This window comes from Providencia sp. LY12, from assembly GCF_057621555.1.
In genome coordinates this window covers 1,933,681-1,952,768 of the sequence record NZ_CM172594.1, presented here as the reverse complement: position 1 = coordinate 1,952,768, position 19,088 = coordinate 1,933,681, and the positions used below count along the sequence as shown (strand labels likewise).

18 protein-coding genes are annotated in these 19,088 nt (G+C 42.4%); 8 read left to right on the top strand and 10 right to left on the bottom strand.

Annotated elements, in window-relative coordinates:
- Nucleotides 1-142: 142 nt before the first annotated feature.
- Nucleotides 143-1,057 (top strand): tRNA 2-thiocytidine(32) synthetase TtcA, encoded by a 915-nt coding sequence (gene ttcA / locus ACY3ZI_RS09250; RefSeq protein WP_211885368.1) that lies wholly within the window; start codon nt 143-145, stop codon nt 1,055-1,057.
- Nucleotides 1,058-1,324: 267 nt separating this feature from the next.
- Here ttcA and zntB read toward each other — a convergent pair whose 3' ends face one another.
- A complete protein-coding gene (gene zntB, locus ACY3ZI_RS09245; protein ID WP_211885366.1) occupies nt 1,325-2,308 on the bottom strand; it encodes a zinc transporter ZntB in 984 nt (327 codons plus the stop codon).
- Between the two features lie 362 nt (nt 2,309-2,670).
- Nucleotides 2,671-4,293, bottom strand: coding sequence for a peptide ABC transporter substrate-binding protein (locus ACY3ZI_RS09240; RefSeq protein ID WP_487377227.1), 1,623 nt, complete (start codon nt 4,291-4,293; stop codon nt 2,671-2,673).
- A 460-nt stretch (nt 4,294-4,753) separates the two neighbouring features.
- On the opposite strand from ACY3ZI_RS09240, the gene tpx reads away from it, so the two are divergent.
- The gene (tpx, locus tag ACY3ZI_RS09235) at nt 4,754-5,254 is read left to right on the top strand and encodes a thiol peroxidase (RefSeq protein WP_036953469.1); all 501 of its coding nucleotides are present in this window, start codon (nt 4,754-4,756) and stop codon (nt 5,252-5,254) included.
- Between the two features lie 87 nt (nt 5,255-5,341).
- On the opposite strand, the gene ACY3ZI_RS09230 is transcribed toward tpx, so the two are convergent.
- The 8 genes from ACY3ZI_RS09230 to pspA form a co-directional block, all read right to left on the bottom strand.
- Nucleotides 5,342-5,716: a hypothetical protein gene (locus tag ACY3ZI_RS09230; protein WP_036953471.1), complete on the bottom strand. Its 375-nt coding sequence runs from the start codon at nt 5,714-5,716 to the stop codon at nt 5,342-5,344.
- A 273-nt stretch (nt 5,717-5,989) separates the two neighbouring features.
- Nucleotides 5,990-6,421 carry a DUF2059 domain-containing protein gene (locus ACY3ZI_RS09225; protein WP_249215382.1) on the bottom strand — a complete coding sequence of 144 codons (432 nt, stop codon included), beginning with the start codon at nt 6,419-6,421 and terminating at the stop codon, nt 5,990-5,992.
- Nucleotide 6,422: 1 nt separating this feature from the next.
- Nucleotides 6,423-7,988 carry a transcriptional regulator TyrR gene (gene tyrR, locus ACY3ZI_RS09220; RefSeq protein WP_487377502.1) on the bottom strand — a complete coding sequence of 522 codons (1,566 nt, stop codon included), beginning with the start codon at nt 7,986-7,988 and terminating at the stop codon, nt 6,423-6,425.
- Nucleotides 7,989-8,219: 231 nt separating this feature from the next.
- Entirely contained in the window at nt 8,220-9,275 is a 1,056-nt protein-coding gene (locus ACY3ZI_RS09215; RefSeq protein WP_487377224.1) for a YcjF family protein, read from the bottom strand.
- Nucleotides 9,272-10,669: a YcjX family GTP-binding protein gene (locus ACY3ZI_RS09210; protein ID WP_211885359.1), complete on the bottom strand. Its 1,398-nt coding sequence runs from the start codon at nt 10,667-10,669 to the stop codon at nt 9,272-9,274. Before ACY3ZI_RS09210 ends, ACY3ZI_RS09215 begins: the two co-directional genes overlap by 4 nt.
- A gap of 92 nt (nt 10,670-10,761) precedes the next feature.
- Nucleotides 10,762-11,118 carry an envelope stress response membrane protein PspC gene (gene pspC / locus ACY3ZI_RS09205; RefSeq protein WP_036953477.1) on the bottom strand — a complete coding sequence of 119 codons (357 nt, stop codon included), beginning with the start codon at nt 11,116-11,118 and terminating at the stop codon, nt 10,762-10,764.
- Nucleotides 11,118-11,348, bottom strand: coding sequence for an envelope stress response membrane protein PspB (gene pspB, locus ACY3ZI_RS09200; RefSeq protein ID WP_006660057.1), 231 nt, complete (start codon nt 11,346-11,348; stop codon nt 11,118-11,120). Before pspB ends, pspC begins: the two co-directional genes overlap by 1 nt.
- 74 nt (nt 11,349-11,422) lie before the next feature.
- Nucleotides 11,423-12,088, bottom strand: coding sequence for a phage shock protein PspA (gene pspA, locus ACY3ZI_RS09195; protein WP_006660058.1), 666 nt, complete (start codon nt 12,086-12,088; stop codon nt 11,423-11,425).
- A 284-nt stretch (nt 12,089-12,372) separates the two neighbouring features.
- Here pspA and pspF point away from each other — a divergent pair, with 284 nt between their 5' ends.
- The 6 genes from pspF to sapF all read left to right on the top strand — a co-directional run bounded on the left by pspF (nt 12,373) and on the right by sapF (nt 19,069).
- Nucleotides 12,373-13,374 carry a phage shock protein operon transcriptional activator gene (gene pspF, locus ACY3ZI_RS09190; RefSeq protein WP_487377221.1) on the top strand — a complete coding sequence of 334 codons (1,002 nt, stop codon included), beginning with the start codon at nt 12,373-12,375 and terminating at the stop codon, nt 13,372-13,374.
- Nucleotides 13,375-13,746: 372 nt separating this feature from the next.
- Nucleotides 13,747-15,432, top strand: a complete 1,686-nt coding sequence (sapA, locus tag ACY3ZI_RS09185) for an ABC transporter substrate-binding protein SapA (RefSeq protein ID WP_487377219.1) — start codon at nt 13,747-13,749, stop codon at nt 15,430-15,432.
- Nucleotides 15,429-16,394: a putrescine export ABC transporter permease SapB gene (sapB, locus tag ACY3ZI_RS09180; protein ID WP_487377217.1), complete on the top strand. Its 966-nt coding sequence runs from the start codon at nt 15,429-15,431 to the stop codon at nt 16,392-16,394. The genes sapA and sapB overlap by 4 nt, the downstream gene beginning before the upstream one ends.
- On the top strand, nt 16,381-17,271 hold the full coding sequence (gene sapC / locus ACY3ZI_RS09175) for a putrescine export ABC transporter permease SapC (protein ID WP_211885356.1): 891 nt from the start codon (nt 16,381-16,383) through the stop codon (nt 17,269-17,271). The genes sapB and sapC overlap by 14 nt, the downstream gene beginning before the upstream one ends.
- On the top strand, nt 17,271-18,266 hold the full coding sequence (gene sapD, locus ACY3ZI_RS09170; RefSeq protein WP_211885355.1) for a putrescine export ABC transporter ATP-binding protein SapD: 996 nt from the start codon (nt 17,271-17,273) through the stop codon (nt 18,264-18,266). Before sapC ends, sapD begins: the two co-directional genes overlap by 1 nt.
- A complete protein-coding gene (sapF, locus tag ACY3ZI_RS09165; RefSeq protein WP_154603991.1) occupies nt 18,266-19,069 on the top strand; it encodes a putrescine export ABC transporter ATP-binding protein SapF in 804 nt (267 codons plus the stop codon). The genes sapD and sapF overlap by 1 nt, the downstream gene beginning before the upstream one ends.
- Nucleotides 19,070-19,088: the final 19 nt, after the last annotated feature.

Sequence of the window (19,088 nt, the reverse complement as noted above, 5' to 3'; positions counted from 1 at the left end):
TCTAGAATCTTATACAAAGTCTTATACACGAGTCAGTATAAGACTGGGTTTATTCAGAAACAACGAGAACGACAAAAAACCAAAAAGCATATATATTTCAAAAATTTAAATAGCAATCAGAAACAAGAAAGAACAACCGAGAATGACGACTAATAAAGAACAATACAACTTAAACAAACTCCAAAAAAGAATCCGCCGTGATGTTGGGCAAGCCATCGCCGATTTTAATATGATCGAAGAAGGCGACCGTATCATGGTCTGCCTGTCTGGGGGGAAAGATAGCTATACTCTGCTGTCTATTTTGCAAAGCCTGCAAAAAAGTGCCCCAATTTCATTCTCTTTGGTCGCTGTTAACTTAGACCAAAAACAACCAGGCTTCCCTGAACACATCTTGCCAGCTTACTTAGACGAACTCGGTGTTGAGTATAAAATTGTCGAAGAAAACACTTATGGCATCGTAAAAGAAAAAATTCCTGAAGGGAAAACCACCTGTTCCCTGTGCTCTCGTTTACGTCGCGGCATCTTATATCGCACCGCAACAGAGTTAGGCGCAACCAAAATTGCACTCGGCCATCACCGCGACGATATTTTACAGACCCTGTTTTTAAACATGTTCTACGGCGGTAAATTAAAAGGCATGCCACCAAAATTGATGAGTGACGATGGCAAACACATTGTTATCCGCCCTCTGGCCTATTGCCGCGAAAAAGATATTGAGCGTTTTGCTGAAGCAAAAGGATTCCCTATCATCCCTTGTAACTTATGTGGATCCCAGCCTAATTTACAGCGCCAAGTCATTAAAGAGATGCTTCGCGATTGGGATAAGCGTTATCCAGGGCGTATTGAAACCATGTTTAGAGCGACTCAGAACGTCGTATCATCTCACTTATGTGACACTGAATTATTTGATTTTAAAAACATTTCACATGGTGATGCAGTGATCAATGGTGGCGATATGGCTTTTGACCGCGAAGAATTGCCTACTCAGCCAATGATTGATGAAGATGATCAACCAGACTACAGTGCTGACCGATTAGATGTGATTGAAGTTAAGTAAGATAATAAAAATTGATCCGCTACCTCTGGGCAAACTCAGGGGTGGCTTCAGATTTTATGCAAAAAAAAGCCGATGTAAAATACATCGGCATTACAGTGGTCAATTATTCTGTATAAGAACTCAATATGAGAAAAACTACAATTATGGAGCACAACGTTCATCGCTCAACGTTGCATTCACCTGCGGGAGTAATATTGCCTTAAAACCCTATACCCTTTATTGATTTATCTCAAACTAGCACCCATTATCCAGAACAATTCACCTTTCTTATAGCCATCGACTTCTTTTTAACCACCAAAATACCGTAGCGATTAAGCAGGCGAGTAATAAACAGAACGCACTAAAGGCAAACCTGAATTCATTTCCAGGGATACCCCCTAAGTTCACACCAAATAAACCAGTTAAAAATGTGGTTGGTAAAAATATCATCGCCATTAATGACATGGTATAGATTCGGCGATTCATCATTTCCGTCATCATATTCGTAATTTCATCAGACATAATCGCAGTACGAGCAATAAAACCATCTAAATCTTCAATACAGCGCCCTAATCTGTCTGATATTTCTTGTAAACGTCGTCTGTCGTTATCATCTAGCCACAATAATTTTTCAGCGGTTAATCGAGAAAACATATCCCGCTGCGGCGCCATATAACGGCGCACGACAATAATCTGTTTGCGCAGTAACGCTAATTCCCCACGTTCAGGAATTTCGCCATGTAATATCAAATCTTCCATTTCAATAAGGCGTTCGTGAAGAGAATCGGTGAAATCACTAATTTCATCGGTCATTGCATCAGTGACATCTGCAAGCCATTCACCGGTACTCTGTGCACCGACGCCTTCTTTAAGATCATCAATAACAGAATCTAATGAGTGAACACGTCGGTGACGGCATGAAACAATCAAACGGCTATTCATAAAGATACGAAATGCCACCAATTGCTCTGGGCGCTGCCCTGCGGTGTTATTCAGGGTTTGTAATGTCAGCAGAACGCCATCACCAATACGCACCATCCGCATACGATTCATTTTACCCGTCAATGATGACTTCACTTGGTCATTAAACAAATCAGTCTGTTGGATCCAGCTAGACGTCTCTTTATTTTTATAATCGTAATGCAGCCAAAATGGAGATTGCTGTGTTGCAGTGGCATTTAAATCGATAGGAAGAACACCGCCATCTCCATCTAACTGAAAGGCATGAACGGGGTTAGAGTGTTGAAATTGCGATCCATAGGTCGACGCCATGCAATTATCTCCTTAAATTGAAAAGTAAGGTATTTTTAGTTGATTAAAGGGAATATTGCAATGATTTCAATAACAAAATCAAAATACAAAGTTTAAGTAGGTGTTAAGCAAAGGAAAATAAAAGCATAAAAATAAGATGTTATGCAAGATTTATAGCCCAATGAAATTTCTCAATTTTTGCTAGAGAGATCCCATTTGATTGACACAAATTAGCAATAAAACCGCAAAGTTTTTTCCTATTATTAACGCTGTAGTGTTTATTCCTTTTTGGTCCTCCTTCTGACTCTCCAGTGGAAGGAGTTTTTTTTATTTTGGGTCTCCCAAAATTTAGCCAGCACACCTGCACTGGCTAAATTTCATTCTTAATGTTTAATCATATAGAAGCTATGGCTGTATGCCACATCCTCTGGATTTTCAATCGGATAACCTTTTAACCACGGTTTAATCAAACGCGCATTCGTATATTGATAGATTGGTGCAATTGGTGCTTCTTTTGCAATAATGGCTTCCGCTTGGTTGTAATACACATTACGCTGCGCATCATTCGTTTCAATGCTAGCTGAAGTCATTAGTGCGTCATATTGCGGATTATTAAACTTAGGAATATTGCCACTGTGTTGAGAAGTTAGCAGTGATAAGAATGTAGATGGCTCATTAAAATCACCAATCCAAGAAGCACGGATTACATCAAAATTTCCGGTGTTACGGCTATCAATATATGTTTTCCACTCTTGGTTAACTAACTTAACTTGCACCCCGAGTTTTTTCTTCCACATGGAAGCAATCGCAATAGCAATTTTTTGATGGTTTTCCGAGCTGTTATACAGCAACGTTAATTCCAAAGGATGCGCTTCACTGTACCCAGCCTGCTTTAATAACGTTTTGGCTTGTTGGTCTAACTCTTTTTGTTTATGAGTCTGATACAGCCCTTTTTCCGGCTTAAAACCTGCCGTCACATCAGGTGTAAAATAATTAGCGGATTTTTCCCCTGTCCCTAAGACTTTGCTAGCAATCAATTGGCGGTCAATTGCCATTGATAATGCCTGTCGAACCCTGACATCATTGGTCGGCGCGCGCTGGGTATTAAATGCGTAGTAATAGGTACCGAGTTGATCGGGCGTAAAAACTTCGTTAGGAATATCTTGTAATAATTTTTGATAGCGCTGCTTAGGAAAGGATTCCGTGATATCTAAATCCCCAGCCAAATAACGATTAGTCGCATGAGATTCTTGGTTGATAGGGACAAAAGTCACTTTGGTGATCACCGTATTTTTATGATCCCAATAGTGCGGATTTGGTGTTAATACGATTTTCTCATTAACAACACGGTCATTAAGTTCAAATGCACCATTTCCAACTAAATTACCGACTTTAATCCAGTCTGTGCCATATTGTTCAACGGTTCCGCGATGAACAGGAAATAAGCTGAAGTTTGCGGTTAATGACGGGAAATAAGGAACTGGCTTATTTAACACAATTTTCAGCGTGTGTTTATCGACAGCTTCCACCCCTAACTGTTCTGGTGGCAACTTACCATCGATAATATCCTGCGCATTATTAATTCCCGCTAATGCTGCAAACCAAGCAAATGGCGAAGTATTGGCTGGCGTGACTAAACGGCGCCAACTGTAAACGAAATCGTCAGCGGTAACAGGCTCACCATTCGACCATGCCGCTTCAGGGCGTAACTGAAAAATCCAAGTTCGATTGTCATCGGTGTGCCAATTTAGTGCGACACCCGGTATCGGCTTCCCATGATTATCTTGATTAACTAAGCCTTCAAACAAATCACGCATCACTTGAGCTTCAGTCAACCCAACAGATTTTATCGGATCTAATGATGCGGGCTCATCTTTCAGATGGCGTACAACTTCTTGATTTTCAGCTAAAACAGTACCAGCAGGAACCGTCGCACTGATAACCGGTGTAGAAAGGAAAAGTGATGAAATGAATACAGCTAAAGAGGTCAATGAACGTTTATGCATATTATTATTTCTATCTATTAATCAAAAAGAGGATTGCTCAGCGTTATTCGCTAAGCTTTGATGAATTAACCCATTACAAACTGCTAAATTGATATTTGACATGCCAAGGCATTAGCCGTGATAGGCGAATAACTCATTGACTTGATTGTCAGTTTAAAATTAGCTTTCACTTCATCATATAACAAGTAAAACACGGCACAAAGCGCTCTTTTTATCGTATTGAATATGGTATTTTAGGATGATACATAATAAAAAACATAAACTCTTAATAGGGCTTATTACTTGTATAATGCAGCGTAACCTTCTTACTTATCATGCCGAGAAGGCAACAATGCAATTCGGTCAATAATAGGATTTAAAAACAGAAATCCCAGAATGTGAAACTGGTAATAATTTGATTTTAAAAATCATTTAATATTTTCATCTTCTGTAACTCAACCTATAAATGGGAGAAAAACACATGTCACAGACAGTAAAACTCAAAGGCAATAGCATTTCACTTGCAGGTACTTTTTTACAAGCTGGCTCACAAGCTAAACCTTTCACTTTAGTTGCTAAAGATTTAAGTGAAGCAACCTTAGAAACATTCCAAGGCAAACGCAAAGTTCTGAATATTTTCCCTAGCGTAGATACCGGTGTTTGCGCCGCTTCTGTGCGTAAATTCAATCAATTAGCCAACGGTTTAGACAACACTGTTGTGTTATGTATCTCTGCTGACTTACCTTTTGCTCAAGCACGCTTTTGTGGTGCAGAAGGCTTAGACAATGTGGTGACATTATCTTCATTCCGTAGTGATTTTGCCCAAGATTACGGCGTTGAAATGACCACCGGTCCATTAAAAGGTTTAACGGCTCGTTCTGTCGTTGTATTAGATGAGAATGACAAAGTGATTTACAGCCAATTAGTGCCTGAAATTACTGAAGAACCTGATTATGACAATGCGCTAAATAGCCTGAAATAATCGTATATTATGAAGAACCACAATCACCGATGCTTTCGGTGATTGTGGCTTCATTTGATAGGGGTTGAGGGGTTATCAATCATGCTTTTAATCAACATAAGCCCAAAATAGTGGTTTATGATTTTTCGCGTTGACCACATTCGTAAAAATCATATTTCCTTTCATCATACTCACTAACGAATGCGACAACGTACTTAATATCCGTTGAGCCTGCTCTTGGGTCACAGGGCAACAAGACGTGAGAATATCAATAATCAAATCTCTTGGTTTAACGCCATTTTTGACTAACACATCCCACGTAAAACGATTTTTTTTCGCTAAATAATTCGCAGCTGCCTTGTTCATTAAATAAAGTTCTGCGGCAGTATTCGCGGATTCAAACATATCACCTTGGTAGTGACATTTAGACATATATTCACGTAGCTTGAAATTGACAATAAAATTAATCGTAAATTGTTCCATTGCAACTCCTTAAAGGTATAAAACCCGCGTTGCTAATATTAATAATCAATGCACAACTTAAGCATTTTTTTATCGTTAATTTAAAAATTGAAGCTTTGCTCACCATTTTTATAGCAGAAAAAACAACCAATCCGCAATGATCAGGACGTCGTTTTACGATGAAAAATATGTAAATTTAGTTTAATCGAGTAAGCTCACTCCATTCTTTTAACTGATTTTGAATGAGTGAGCTTATTTATCTGGCATGTTTCATTGGAACTAACTGAATGGGCGTTAGTCAGGAAAATATCTTATTTCAAGCGAAGTGCCTTTATTATTTTGAATAAATTGGAGGTACGTTTCTCCCCCTGGAAAACTTTGCTCAATTTCTAGTTTTTTGTCCCCACTCCATCGATAAATAATAGACGGACAGTTATCATCCGAGCAAATCACTTCTTTGTTTTTGTTTGGTTCTAACTTAGCTTCTAAAAACTTTTTATCATCACCAAGCAGATTACGATATTCTTGATAAGCACTTAGTAGCGAGCTATTAGGGAAATGACACTGAGTTAATGCGCCATTTTCATACACATCTTCCATGGATTGCTCTGCATTTTTACAGAGTTTATCAATCAACTTATTATTCGGCTTTTCTTGTGCAACAGCACTAATACTCACACCCATTAATACGCTAAGTAGACCCAATTTAAACAGCTTTTTCATCATGTTAATCTTGCTCTTTCTTGGTACTGAGCCCGTATTCTCGCAATTTGTTCGCAATAGCGGTATGAGAAATATTTAAACGTTTAGCCAATTTACGCGTACTCGGATAATCACGATATAATCTCGCCAACACCGAGGCTTCATAGCGTTTGGTTATTTCATCCAGTGACCCATTTAATGTATCTAAAGCAATCGCAGGCGCGTTAACTGCATCAGGAAGTTGAATATCATCAACATCCAGAATATTGCCATTAAATTGCGACAGCCCCTGATATAACGCATTACGTAATTGTCTAACATTACCCGGCCAATAATAAGAGCTGAGTGATTCAATTAATGCTGGTGAGATTTTTGGCTCATCAATGTTCAATTCTTTGGCAAAATTAGACACAAAGACTCTCGTGAGCGGTTTAATATCTTCGCTACGCTCTCTTAATGGTGGGATCGTGAGCGTTATAACATTCAAGCGGTAATAGAGATCTTCACGGAATTTTTTCTGTTCCACTAGCTCAGGTAGATTCTTCTGTGTCGCACAAATCACGCGTACATTGACTTTGACCTCATGTTCTTCGCCAACACGCCTGAAAGTTCCATCGTTCAGAAAACGTAATAGTTTAATTTGCATTTGAGGGGACATTTCAGCAATTTCATCCAGCAAGACGGTACCGCCATTAGCTTGCTCAAAAAAGCCTTTTTTCCCTTCAACCGCATTTGGATAAGCCCCTGCTGCATAACCAAATAATTCACTTTCAACGACATCATCAGGCATAGAAGCGCAGTTCAATCCTAAAAATGGCGCATTACCACGAGCACTGTGCAAATGGCAGGCTTTTGCCAGAATGTCTTTACCCGTTCCAGTTTCCCCGACAAGCAGCAACGGCTCATCCAGCATAGCAACACGTTTAGCTCGCTCAACGACTTGGATCATCGCAGGACTGACCGCCACAATCTGGCTAAATCCACGGTTTTCAATATCAACTTCAGCCACTTGCTTACGTTGATTTTCAAGAATTGCCACGGATTTGAGTAAGATCACCGCACCTGTACAGTGAGATTTCCCATCTTCATCGGCGAGAATAATTGGTGTGACCTGCATTAAATAGTCGCTCCCTTTGACCGAAATGCGTTCGGTGTAAGGTTCTGGTGACTCACGTTCAAACCAGCGTTGTAAACCATGGTTAGGGATTAACTGGGAGAAGGATTTCTGTTTGATTTTAGTTTCATCAACCCCAAAAAGTTGCAAGCTCATTGGGTTAACCAGCTCAATATTCAGTTTATTATCAATGGATAAAACTGGCTCAGGGAACGAATTCAGTAAAGCCCACACTGCTTTATGCTCACGTTCGGATGGCATAAAGTAGATACGACGAACATCAATTACCCCGTTTATGCGGCGGATCTCTGCCATTAACGTACTGAAAACCTGAAAGTCAACAGGTGCAAAGTTCAGGTAAATTCGACGTTGAGCTGAAATTTCAATGCCTTTTAAGTCAATGTTTTGTAGGACTAAAAGATCAAGTAATTCACGCGTTAAACCGATACGGTCTTGGCAGGTCACTTCGAGGCGCATGATGAAACCTTTTGTAGAGAACATAATTACTCATATTTTAGCGTTAATCAGGACAGTAATACAGAGCCGTGTCACATATTGTTGACACTCGTCTAGTTTCTAATAAATATCAGCAGCATTTCTTTCTTTAATATGAGGATTGTTGATTAATTCGACAGGGAATTACCCTTTTAGACATGACTAGCAGAATGATTAAAACTGTCAACTCATCCTGCCAGTCAAATTTACAGCTTATGGATTCTCTTTTTTTGAGGGAATGGCATTTTTCAGCTGGCTAATTAATTGACGGCGAAAATCACCCAATTTCGGTTTGTCTTCTATCCAAGGTAATGGACGGCATAGCTCCATCGCCTTAATGCCTAATCGAGCGGTCAGAAGCCCAGCGCCGATTCCTTGTGCCGCGCGTGTTGACAACCGTGCGGTAATATCCTGAGATAACCAATCCATCCCGACCTCACGAATAAGCTCAGAAGCGCCAGCAAATGCAATATTAATCAGCACCATACGGAATAAGCGGATCCGACTATAGTATCCCAGCTCGATACCATAAATAGCTGCAATGCGGTTGATTAAACGGATGTTGCGCCACGCGATAAATGCCATGTCGACAATCGCCAATGGGCTGACCGCTATCATCAAGGCAGATTCTGCTGATGAACGGCTAATCTCTTTACGCGCTTGCTCATCCAGGATCGGCTGTACTAATTTACTATACAGTTCAATAACCTCGCGGTCATTATGCGAATCATGAACCGTGGCTTGCCAGCTTTGTATAGCAGGATGTTGCATCGGTAATGCAGATTGTTTGGCGAGCTTTTCACAGAATGCTTTACCCTGCCCCATGCCGTGGCTATGAAGCAATTCACGTGCAAAATCACGCTCCTCTGCACGCTCTCTGAGCCGATACAAGCGACGCCATTCGCCGATGACTGAACCCACACCAGCGACCACAATTAAGCCCCCTGCCGCTGCGGTGCCTAACGCTGTCCAGTCTTGAGTTATCCATGATTGATGGATCCAAAGTCCTAATTGAGCGACTACGCTCACCCCAAAAATACCTGCCGCCGCACCGACTAGCTTGCGCCAGAAACTGCGTTTAGGTTTTAAAGCTTCGTTGATAAGACTTTCAACTTCGCCATCTTGGCTATCTTGTTCTTCTTGTATATCGACCGGTACAAATTTTTCAAACGCTTTTTCATCAAAGGTTTGCGCTTGTTTTAATGGTTCCATAGTCGGCTTATCGGCTTTATCGGCAAAGTCCACGCGCTGTTTTAGAGGCTCACTCATTTCAGTTTATCTCCTAACAAAAATTCCAGAGCACTGTCCATGCGAATATGTGGCAGCGGTTGATCTAACGGCGTTGGTCGAGGACGGAAGTTTTCAAATTGAAAGCCTTGCTGCTGCCAAAACTGTTCATTAGGTAAGCGTTTAGGGACATCCCCTGGGTAGAACGTTAAGGGTTGCCCATCACTGAGTCGCTCACCTTTTAAAGCCGGTAATTTTTCACCCTTGTAGTCTACAATGCCACTTTCAGTCGCTTGAATAGATGCCAGCCCCATACAATCCATGCTGATCCCTTCAAATGCCGCATTTTGCCAAGCATCTTGGACTAATTGCTGCAATAACGAGACCAAGTTTGCATGTTGATCGGGTGTTACGTGATCCGATTTACTGGCGGCAAAAAGTAGCTTATCAATACATGGAGAAAACATGCGTCTGAGCAATGTGCGTTTTCCATAATGAAAGCTGCGCATTAACTGCGTTAGCGCCATTCGCATATCATTGAAGGCGTCTGCGCCGCTATTTAAAGGCTGCAAACAGTCCACCAGCACAATTTGTCGGTCAAAACGCTGGAAATGATCCTTATAAAACCCTTTCACCACATGGTCACAGTAGTATTGATAGCGACGCTGTAATGCACCGATATTGGTGTTTTTATCCGCTTGTGCTAACTGCTTTTCTCCGTATTTTTCGATGTTTGGCCAAGGGAAAAATTGTAATGCCGGCGCTCCTGCTAATTCTCCGGGTAAAACAAATCTACCAGGCTGAATAAAGTGCTGCCCTTGTTGCTTACATTCATGTAGATATGCGGTGTAAGCATTGGAAATTTCAGCCAATAAATTTTCATCGACAGGAGCTAATGGATCACATTTCTGGCAAAGCTGTAGCCATTCATTCGCGAGCTCCCCACGTTTACCTTTAAGTAGTACTTTCATTTGGCTAGACCATGTTAAATAATTCAGATCTAGCATCGGTAAATCCAGTAACCACTCCCCCGGATAATCGACAATTTCTAAGTACAGGGAGGAGTTATCGACAAAATGGCGAACAAACGAATCATTTGAACGGTAATGAATTTTTAAGCGAATTTCGCTCACTCCACGGGTAGGCGTCGGCCATTGCGGCGGGTCGCCATAAAGCGATGCAATTCCTTCATCATAAGCGAAACGCGGAATTGACATATCGCGCTGTGGAATGCGCTTTACCCCTAAAATTCGTTTGTCTCTCGCCGCCGAAAATAGCGGAAGACGCGCGCCCGTAGTGGTGTTAAGAAGTTGGTTAACGAGAGAAGTGATGAATGCGGTTTTTCCACTGCGACTTAATCCAGTGACAGCAAGCCTTACATGGCGGTCAACGCTACGGTTCATTAAGTCAGTTAATTCATTTTGTAGCCGTTTCATAATGCTCCTAGTTCTCGCTCTCCCAATAAAAATATAAAGGGAATACAGTTATTAAACTCTATTCCCATTTATGTGATGGTGCAAATCAGTTGTTATAGATGACGAAACTTGCTGTTCACAGCATAAGTATCCGAAGTGACATAGCGCTCCATTTGGCGCAGTTTCATTTCCCCAGCTTGTAGCTGAGCATCAATTTGGTTTAATAGTGTTGTCACTTCTGGTCCGATATCCTGTTCGCTTCGGTAACCGCTTGGCGCAGCTTCCACAAAGAAACACATCACCACATAGACAATCAAGGTCAATCCAAAACTCATAAACAGGGCAAGTACAGCTAATGCTCTGACCAAAGCAACCGGTAACTCTAAATATTCAGCGAGACCGGAACAAACACCACCAAAAACACGTTTATCCGTTAAGCGATATAACTTGCGGTTGCGTAGATTAGTCATTATTTTTGCCTCCAATTTGGGTGCTCGGCATCTAAAATATCTTCCAGCGTTTTGATGCGTTGCTGCATACGCGATGACTGCTCTGCCAATTGCATCAAACGTTGCACTTCATTTTCAGTAAGCTGACTTCCCTGCCCATTATTTTTCTTACCATAATGGAGCCACAACCAAATCGGCAGAACAAAAATGACAAAAATGATTAATACGAGAGACAGTAAAACGTAGCCCATCACATTTCCTTATTTATGGTTATTTAGCCTAGCGCACTGGCGCAATGAAATCACTGCGCCTTGCGTGTTGAATATTATTCGTCTTTATTGATTTTAGCTTTAAGCGCGGCTAACTGTGCACTAATTTCATCATCCGCTTTTAACTCAGCAAATTGCTGTTCTAAAGAGCGTTGTTTACCAATACCGTAGCTTTGCGCTTCGCCTTCCATATGGTCAATGCGACGTTCGAACTGTTCAAAACGCGCCATTGCTTCATCCAGTTTACCACTGTCTAACTGGCGACGAACATTACGGCTTGATTGTGCCGCTTCTAAACGTACGGTCATTGATTGCTGTTTTGCACGCGTTTCTTGCAGTTTATTTTCTAACTCCGTGATTTCGCCTTTTAAGCGAGTCAGCGTTTCATCAACAATAATCAGCTCATGTTTTAGCGTATCGACCATTGCACTGACTTTTTGTTTTTCAATCAATGCTGCGCGAGCTAAATCTTCTTTATCTTTGATTAATGCCAGTTCCGCTTTTTCTTGCCATTCGGCAATCTGTTTTTCGCCCATTTCAACGCGGCGCTCTAAACTTTTTTTCTCAGCTAATGTACGTGCTGAGGTGGAACGGATTTCCACTAACATGTCTTCCATTTCCTGAATCATCAGGCGGATCATTTTCTGCGGATCTTCAGCTTTATCAAGCAGTGAAGCAATGTTGGCATTAATGATGTCGGCAAAACGTGAAAAAATACCCATAATTTATATCCTCTTGATGGATGTTATCTTTCTGTAGAGCCTCAACCCGATGTTGGCGTCCAACCAATACGTGATGCTCCATGAATATAAAATTGAAATTATTAAACCGATAATTATTTCAATCAAAATCTTTTACAACTCTAAGATAGCAATTGGCGTGCCAACTTTTACAGAATGGCATAACTAGCTAATAAATAACAAAATATTATTTCGATACCTATCGACAGTTATTTGTACTATAGTTAATCACAGGTAAAGTTAACCAAAATTTGGTAAAAATAACCATGAAAGAGACTAACAATACTATTCTTGGTGTATCGAGTAATTTCCTTGATGTCCTAGAACGTGCTTCTGAGCTTGCCAAGCTAAATAAACCTGTCCTTGTTATTGGCGAACGAGGAACAGGTAAAGAGTTAATCGCGGATCGCCTTCACTATCTATCTCCCCGCTGGCAAGAGCCTTTTATCTCCTTAAATTGCAGCGGACTCAATGAGAACTTGCTGGATTCTGAATTATTTGGACATGAAGCAGGATCGTTTACCGGGGCGCAGAAACGCCATCAAGGTCGCTTTGAACGTGCAGATAAAGGCACATTGTTCCTTGATGAACTGGCAACCGCTCCGATGTCTGTACAAGAAAAACTGTTACGTGTGATTGAATATGGCGAATTAGAGCGTGTAGGCGGAAGTCAGTCATTAAAAGTAGATGTTCGTTTGGTCTGTGCCACTAACGCCAACCTTCCAGAATTGGCTCGCCAAGGACTTTTTCGCGCTGACCTGCTAGATAGAATTGCCTTTGAAGTGCTCCGCATGCCGCCATTACGTGAACGTGTTCCTGACATTTTATTATTGGCTGAGCACTTTGCCATTGGTATGGTTCGTGAGTTAAAACGTGCTTATTTCACTGGTTTTTCTGACAACGCTCAGCAAACACTGATTCGCTATTCTTGGCCAGGTAATATTCGCGAACTGAAGAATGTTGTCGAGCGCTCCGTTTATCGACATGGGGAAAGTGACTTGCCGGTGGATACGATTATTTTAGATCCCTTTGGTGAGAAACTAGCAGAGCTTCATGAGATACCCGCAGCGTCATCAGAAAACCCCGAATTGACACCCGTTTTTCCCTTTGACTTACGCCAATGGCAATTAGAATCGGAAAAACAGTATGTGGAAGAGGCGCTACGCCAAGCCAATTTTAATCAGCGCAAAGCTGCCCAATGCCTATCGCTGAGCTATGACCAATTTCGAGGATTAATAAAGAAGCATCAAATTAGTTTGGAAAGCTGATTTTTACGCAAAAAAAAGCCAGCACCCGAGCTGGCTATATAACTAAAACACTGAAAGCAATAAAACACTGGAAGCAATGTGAGCAATGTCATGCCTTGTCTGCTAAAGCTAAGCACTCAAGAGACTGAGTTAATGATAATAGTTATTAGTATCATTTGTAAAGCATTTTAATGCGATTATTTCTCATTAAGATTGAATTAAAAATAATAGTAACCATTACAATTAGATATAGCCTTGTTGATTCTCATTTACAGTTAAAAACCCTCATTTCCCTCGGCGCTATGCACAAAATATCACCACAAATTTTGCTTATACCCTGTTACCCTATTTTTACGCTACAATAAGGCAATTCAGGTCAACGATATTAGCTCTATGCGCCTTTTAACTCTTTGGTTTTTATTTACTGTTTCTCTTTCAACATTGGCAGAGCAAACAGACATAAGCTACAAAGACACCATTGCCAATGATGTCCCAGCTGATATTCGCCAAAATGGCTTTATTTACTGCGTCAATGGCATTGTCACCACATTTAATCCACAACTCGCCAGTAGCGGGTTAATTATTGATCCCCTAGGCGCACAACTGTATGACCGCCTACTGGATGTTGACCCCTTTACGTATCGCCTGATCCCAGAGTTGGCTTCCCGCTGGGAAGTTTTAGATAATGGTGCGACCTATCGGCTACATCTGAGAAAAGACGTTAAGTTTCAAACCACACCTTGGTTTACACCAACGCGTAATATGAATGCAGATGATGTGGTATTCAGTTTTTCCCGCATGTTTGAAACCAGCAATCCTTACCATTTCATTAATGGCGGGCGCTACCCCTATTTTGACAGTTTGCAATTTGCGAGCAGCGTCGAAAGTATTAAAAAACTGAATAACTACACCGTTGAGTTTCGATTAAAATCCCCAGATGCCTCATTTTTATGGCACTTGGCGACTCACTACGCGCCCGTTTTATCTGCCGAATATGCGGATGAGCTTTCGGCTAGCAATCGCCAAGAGATGATTGATTGGCGCCCTGTAGGTACTGGACCATTCTATTTTGATGATTACCAAGCTGGACAGTTTGTCCGTTTATTGCGTAATAAAGATTACTGGAAAGGTGAACCACGCATGGAAGAAGTGGTGGTGGATATGGGAGCGGGTGGTACAGGACGCATTTCTAAGCTGCTCACTGGTGAGTGCGATGTCCTCGCCTACCCAGCCGCAAGTCAGTTAAAAGTGCTACGTGATGACCCTCGCCTGCGTATTTCCATGCGTTCGGGAATGAATATTGCGTATCTTGCGTTTAATACAAGCAAGCCGCCTCTCGACCAACTCAAGGTTCGCCAAGCAATTTCTTATGCCATTAATAATGAGCGACTCATGCAGTCCATTTATTATGGTACCGCAGAGACGGCATCATCGATTCTCCCCCGTGCATCTTGGGCATTTGATAATCAAACAAAAATAACCGATTACAATCCTGAACTTGCCAAACAAATGCTGCAGGAAATGGGGTTAGAAAAATTAAAATTAGAACTATGGGTTCCTGTCGCCTCTCAATCTTATAACCCTAGCCCATTGAAAATGGCGGAATTAATCCAAGCAGACCTCGCCCAAGTGGGGGTCATCATGAGTATCCGCTCAGTGGAAGGTCGCTTCCAAGAAAATCAATTAATGGATCGCTCCCACGATATGACATTAGCGGGCTGGACAACGGACAGTAATGACCCAGATAGTTTCTTCCGTCCACTGCTCAGTTGCGCCGCCATTGGCTCACAAACCAACTTAAGCCATTGGTGTGATTCTAAATTTGATGATGTTTTGCATAAAGCCTTACTGACGCAAGAGCTGGCAGACCGCATTGATTACTATCATCAAGCACAACAAATTCTTGCGGAAGAACTGCCTATATTGCCATTAGCTTACTCGCTGCGTTTACAAGCTTATCGTTTTGATATGAAAGGGTTGGTGATCAGCGCGTTCGGCAATACTTCATTTGCTGGCGTTTATCGCGAGATGCAAGAGCCGAAAAAAGCACCACCTCGGCAGCAGGAGCCGCAACCATGATCATCTACTCACTGAGACGATTTTTGCTGTTGCTGGTGACGGTCTTCTTTTTGTCGCTGGTCAGTTTCAGCTTAAGCTACTTTACGCCAAATGCGCCTCTCAGCGGCGCATCACTCATTGATGCCTATATTTTCTATTTTGATGGCTTACTGCATTTCGATTTCGGCGTCTCAAGCATTAACGGAGAACCTATCACCGAGCAACTAAAAGACACATTCCCTGCCACCATGGAATTGTGCATTCTCGCCTTTTTATTTGCATTGTTTGTCGGGATCCCGCTAGGGATGATTGCCTCCTTCTGGCGAAACAAACCCGTTGATATTGCGATCAGCACGTTTGCCCTATTGGGCTTTTCCGTGCCTGTCTTCGTTTTAGCGTTAGTGCTAACCCTATTTTTCTCGCTTCACTTAGGATGGCTGCCCGTTTCTGGACGAATCGACCTACTTTATAACCTGAAGCCAGTCACAGGCTTTGCCCTTGTGGATGCGTGGCTTTCGGATTCGCCATACCGTAAAGATATGATCATCAATGTGTTAGAACATATGATCCTGCCAGTACTCACACTCGCCTTAGCGCCAACCACCGAAGTGATTCGGTTAGTCCGCATTAGTACGGATGAAGTAGCTAGCAGAAATTATGTTAAAGCTGCCGCCACTCGCGGGCTTTCTCGCTTTAAAATTATTCGCCGCCATATTTTTCATAACGCCATACCGCCGATTATCCCGAAATTAGGGCTACAGTTCTCCACGATGCTAACATTAACCATGGTGACAGAATTAGTGTTTAACTGGCCGGGATTAGGTCGCTGGTTGGTCACTGCAATCCGCCAAGGAGACTACTCGGCGATTTCTGCAGGCGTGATGTTAATTGGCGCATTGGTGATCACCGTGAACGTGTTATCCGATATTTTAGGCGCAATGATGGACCCGTTAAAACATAAGGATTGGTATGTCCTCAGATAATTTTTATCGTGAACAGAAAATGCCATCCCCGACACGGGTGGTATGGAATATTTTTTCCTCCGACATACTGGCAATGATCGGCTTTTTTGGGGTGATTTTTTTAATCATTCTCTGTTTTGTAGGACCTTATTTAGCACCTTATGCCATCGACCAACAATTTTTGGGTTACCAAATTACGCCGCCATCATGGTCACACTACGGTGAAGTGGCATTCTTCTTTGGTACGGATGATTTAGGACGCGATATTTTAAGCCGTCTCTTGATTGGTACTAAATCCACATTCGGCTCAGCCTTGTTGGTCACTGCGATTGCGACAATAATCGGCTTAGTGTTAGGTTGCCTTGCGGGTATGACCCGTGGACTCAAATCCGCTGTGTTTAACCACGTTCTGGATACCTTGCTATCGATTCCTTCTCTACTATTGGCAATCATCGTGGTGGCATTTATGGGTGCCAGCTTAACCAATGCGATGCTTGCAATTTGCCTCGCGCTGATCCCTCGTATGGTACGAACTATCTATGTTGCCGTGCATGATGAGCTAGATAAAGAGTACATCGTGGCGGCACGTTTAGATGGCGCCTCAAACATCTTTATTTTGTGGTACACGGTACTGCCAAATATCACCCCTATTTTGGTCACTGAATTGACCCGCGCCCTCTCCATTGCGATTTTGGATATTGCGGCATTAGGCTTTTTAGATTTAGGCGCACAGCTCCCATCATCTGAATGGGGCGCGATGCTAGGCGATACGCTAGAATTGATTTATGTGGCACCGTGGACAGTCATTTTGCCCGGCGTTGCGATTATGTCGAGTGTCTTATTTGTGAACTTACTGGGTGATGGACTGCACCGAGCGATTAATTCGGGGGTGGAATAATGCCATTACTTGATATTCGTAATTTAACCATTGAATTTATGACAGCTAACGGTCCCGTCAAAGCCGTTGACCGTGTCTCCATGACCTTATCTGAAGGCGAGGTTCGTGGCTTAGTGGGTGAATCGGGTTCCGGTAAAAGCTTAATTGCTAAAGCCATTTGTGGGATCACCAAAGATAATATCCGCGTAACTGCTGACCGTTTTCGCTTCCAAGACATTGACCTATTAAAACTCAGTCCACGTAAGCGTCGTCGCCTGATTGGTCATAATATTTCGATGATTTTCCAAGAACCGCAATCCTGTCTTGACCCTGCGGCTGATATTGGGAAACAGCTAATTCAATCTATCCCAAGCTGGACATACAAAGGGCGTTGGTGGCAGCGTTTTAATTGGCGAAAACGCCGAGCAATTGAATTATTGCACCGTGTGGGTATCAAAGATCACAAAGATATCATGCACAGTTACCCGTACGAACTGACGGATGGTGAATGCCAAAAAGTGATGATCGCTATTGCGATTGCCAATCAACCTCGCTTGTTGATTGCGGATGAGCCCACCAACGCGATGGAATCCACCACGCAGGCTCAAATTTTCCGTTTATTGGATAAATTAAACCAAAACAATAATATGGGAATTTTGCTGATCAGCCACGATATGGAAATGATGTCTAAATTGGTTGACCGAATTAATGTCCTATATTGCGGTCAGACTGTAGAAAGCGCCACACCGAATGATATTTTACAGCGACCTCGCCACCCTTATACGCAGGCACTGATTCGCTCTATTCCTGATTTTGAAAGCCCTATCCCTCATAAAGGTCGTTTAAATACGCTGCCGGGGGCTATCCCTTCATTGGAACACTTGCCGATTGGCTGCCGTTTGGGGCCTCGTTGCCCTTACGCGCAACGAACCTGTATCGATGCACCACCACTACGCAGTATTAAGGGGCATCTGGTTGCCTGCCATTATCCACTGAATACCGAGGAACAACCCTAATGGAAACGTTACTTGAGGTACGTAACCTGACAAAAACGTTCCGTTTTCGTGAAGGGTTATTTCGTCGTCATGAATTACAAGCCGTCAAGCCGCTGAGTTTCAACCTACAAGCGGGGCAGACTTTAGCGATCATCGGCGCTAACGGCTCAGGGAAATCCACCTTGGCTCGTATGTTGTCTGGCGTGACAGAACCTTCTGGCGGAGAGATTTTGATCCGTGGTCAACGGCTAAGTTTTGGCGATTATAGCTACCGAAGCCAACGTATTCGCATGATATTTCAGGATCCAAGTACCTCCTTAAACCCGCGCCAGCGTATTGGTCAAACCCTAGAATTACCTTTAAAACTAAATACCAACTTAACGGGAATTGAGCGGGAAAGACGCATTATTCAAACACTGCGCCAAGTGGGGCTACTGGCCGATCACGCGGAGTATTACCCACATATGCTGGCATCGGGTCAAAAACAACGGATTGCCCTCGCCCGCGCGTTAATTCTGCAACCAGAAATTATCGTTGCTGATGAAGCACTTGCCTCGCTGGATATGTCGATGCGTTCGCAAATCATCAACTTAATGCTCGATTTACAAGCTAAGCAAGATATCGCCTATATCTACGTTACCCAACATTTAGGCATGATGAAGCATATTAGTGACAAAATGCTCGTGATGGATAAAGGTGAAGTGGTTGAGCGAGGAAATACCGCGGAAGTTTTAGCGGCTCCACTTCATGACGTGACGCGTCGGCTGATTGAAAGTCACTTTGGTGAACCTCTATCTATTGATGCGTGGCGACAAGATTTGTAATGACAGAAAGACGGGGGAA

What these genes read in the sequence shown, in the direction of transcription:
- ttcA (WP_211885368.1), top strand. Translation starts at nt 143, where the DNA reads ATGACGACTAATAAAGAACAATACAACTTAAACAAACTCCAAAAAAGA.
- zntB (WP_211885366.1), bottom strand. Translation starts at nt 2,308, where the DNA reads ATGGCGTCGACCTATGGATCGCAATTTCAACACTCTAACCCCGTTCAT.
- ACY3ZI_RS09240 (WP_487377227.1), bottom strand. Translation starts at nt 4,293, where the DNA reads ATGCATAAACGTTCATTGACCTCTTTAGCTGTATTCATTTCATCACTT.
- tpx (WP_036953469.1), top strand. Translation starts at nt 4,754, where the DNA reads ATGTCACAGACAGTAAAACTCAAAGGCAATAGCATTTCACTTGCAGGT.
- ACY3ZI_RS09230 (WP_036953471.1), bottom strand. Translation starts at nt 5,716, where the DNA reads ATGGAACAATTTACGATTAATTTTATTGTCAATTTCAAGCTACGTGAA.
- ACY3ZI_RS09225 (WP_249215382.1), bottom strand. Translation starts at nt 6,421, where the DNA reads ATGATGAAAAAGCTGTTTAAATTGGGTCTACTTAGCGTATTAATGGGT.
- tyrR (WP_487377502.1), bottom strand. Translation starts at nt 7,988, where the DNA reads ATGCGCCTCGAAGTGACCTGCCAAGACCGTATCGGTTTAACGCGTGAA.
- ACY3ZI_RS09215 (WP_487377224.1), bottom strand. Translation starts at nt 9,275, where the DNA reads ATGAGTGAGCCTCTAAAACAGCGCGTGGACTTTGCCGATAAAGCCGAT.
- ACY3ZI_RS09210 (WP_211885359.1), bottom strand. Translation starts at nt 10,669, where the DNA reads ATGAAACGGCTACAAAATGAATTAACTGACTTAATGAACCGTAGCGTT.
- pspC (WP_036953477.1), bottom strand. Translation starts at nt 11,118, where the DNA reads ATGACTAATCTACGCAACCGCAAGTTATATCGCTTAACGGATAAACGT.
- pspB (WP_006660057.1), bottom strand. Translation starts at nt 11,348, where the DNA reads ATGGGCTACGTTTTACTGTCTCTCGTATTAATCATTTTTGTCATTTTT.
- pspA (WP_006660058.1), bottom strand. Translation starts at nt 12,088, where the DNA reads ATGGGTATTTTTTCACGTTTTGCCGACATCATTAATGCCAACATTGCT.
- pspF (WP_487377221.1), top strand. Translation starts at nt 12,373, where the DNA reads ATGAAAGAGACTAACAATACTATTCTTGGTGTATCGAGTAATTTCCTT.
- sapA (WP_487377219.1), top strand. Translation starts at nt 13,747, where the DNA reads ATGCGCCTTTTAACTCTTTGGTTTTTATTTACTGTTTCTCTTTCAACA.
- sapB (WP_487377217.1), top strand. Translation starts at nt 15,429, where the DNA reads ATGATCATCTACTCACTGAGACGATTTTTGCTGTTGCTGGTGACGGTC.
- sapC (WP_211885356.1), top strand. Translation starts at nt 16,381, where the DNA reads ATGTCCTCAGATAATTTTTATCGTGAACAGAAAATGCCATCCCCGACA.
- sapD (WP_211885355.1), top strand. Translation starts at nt 17,271, where the DNA reads ATGCCATTACTTGATATTCGTAATTTAACCATTGAATTTATGACAGCT.
- sapF (WP_154603991.1), top strand. Translation starts at nt 18,266, where the DNA reads ATGGAAACGTTACTTGAGGTACGTAACCTGACAAAAACGTTCCGTTTT.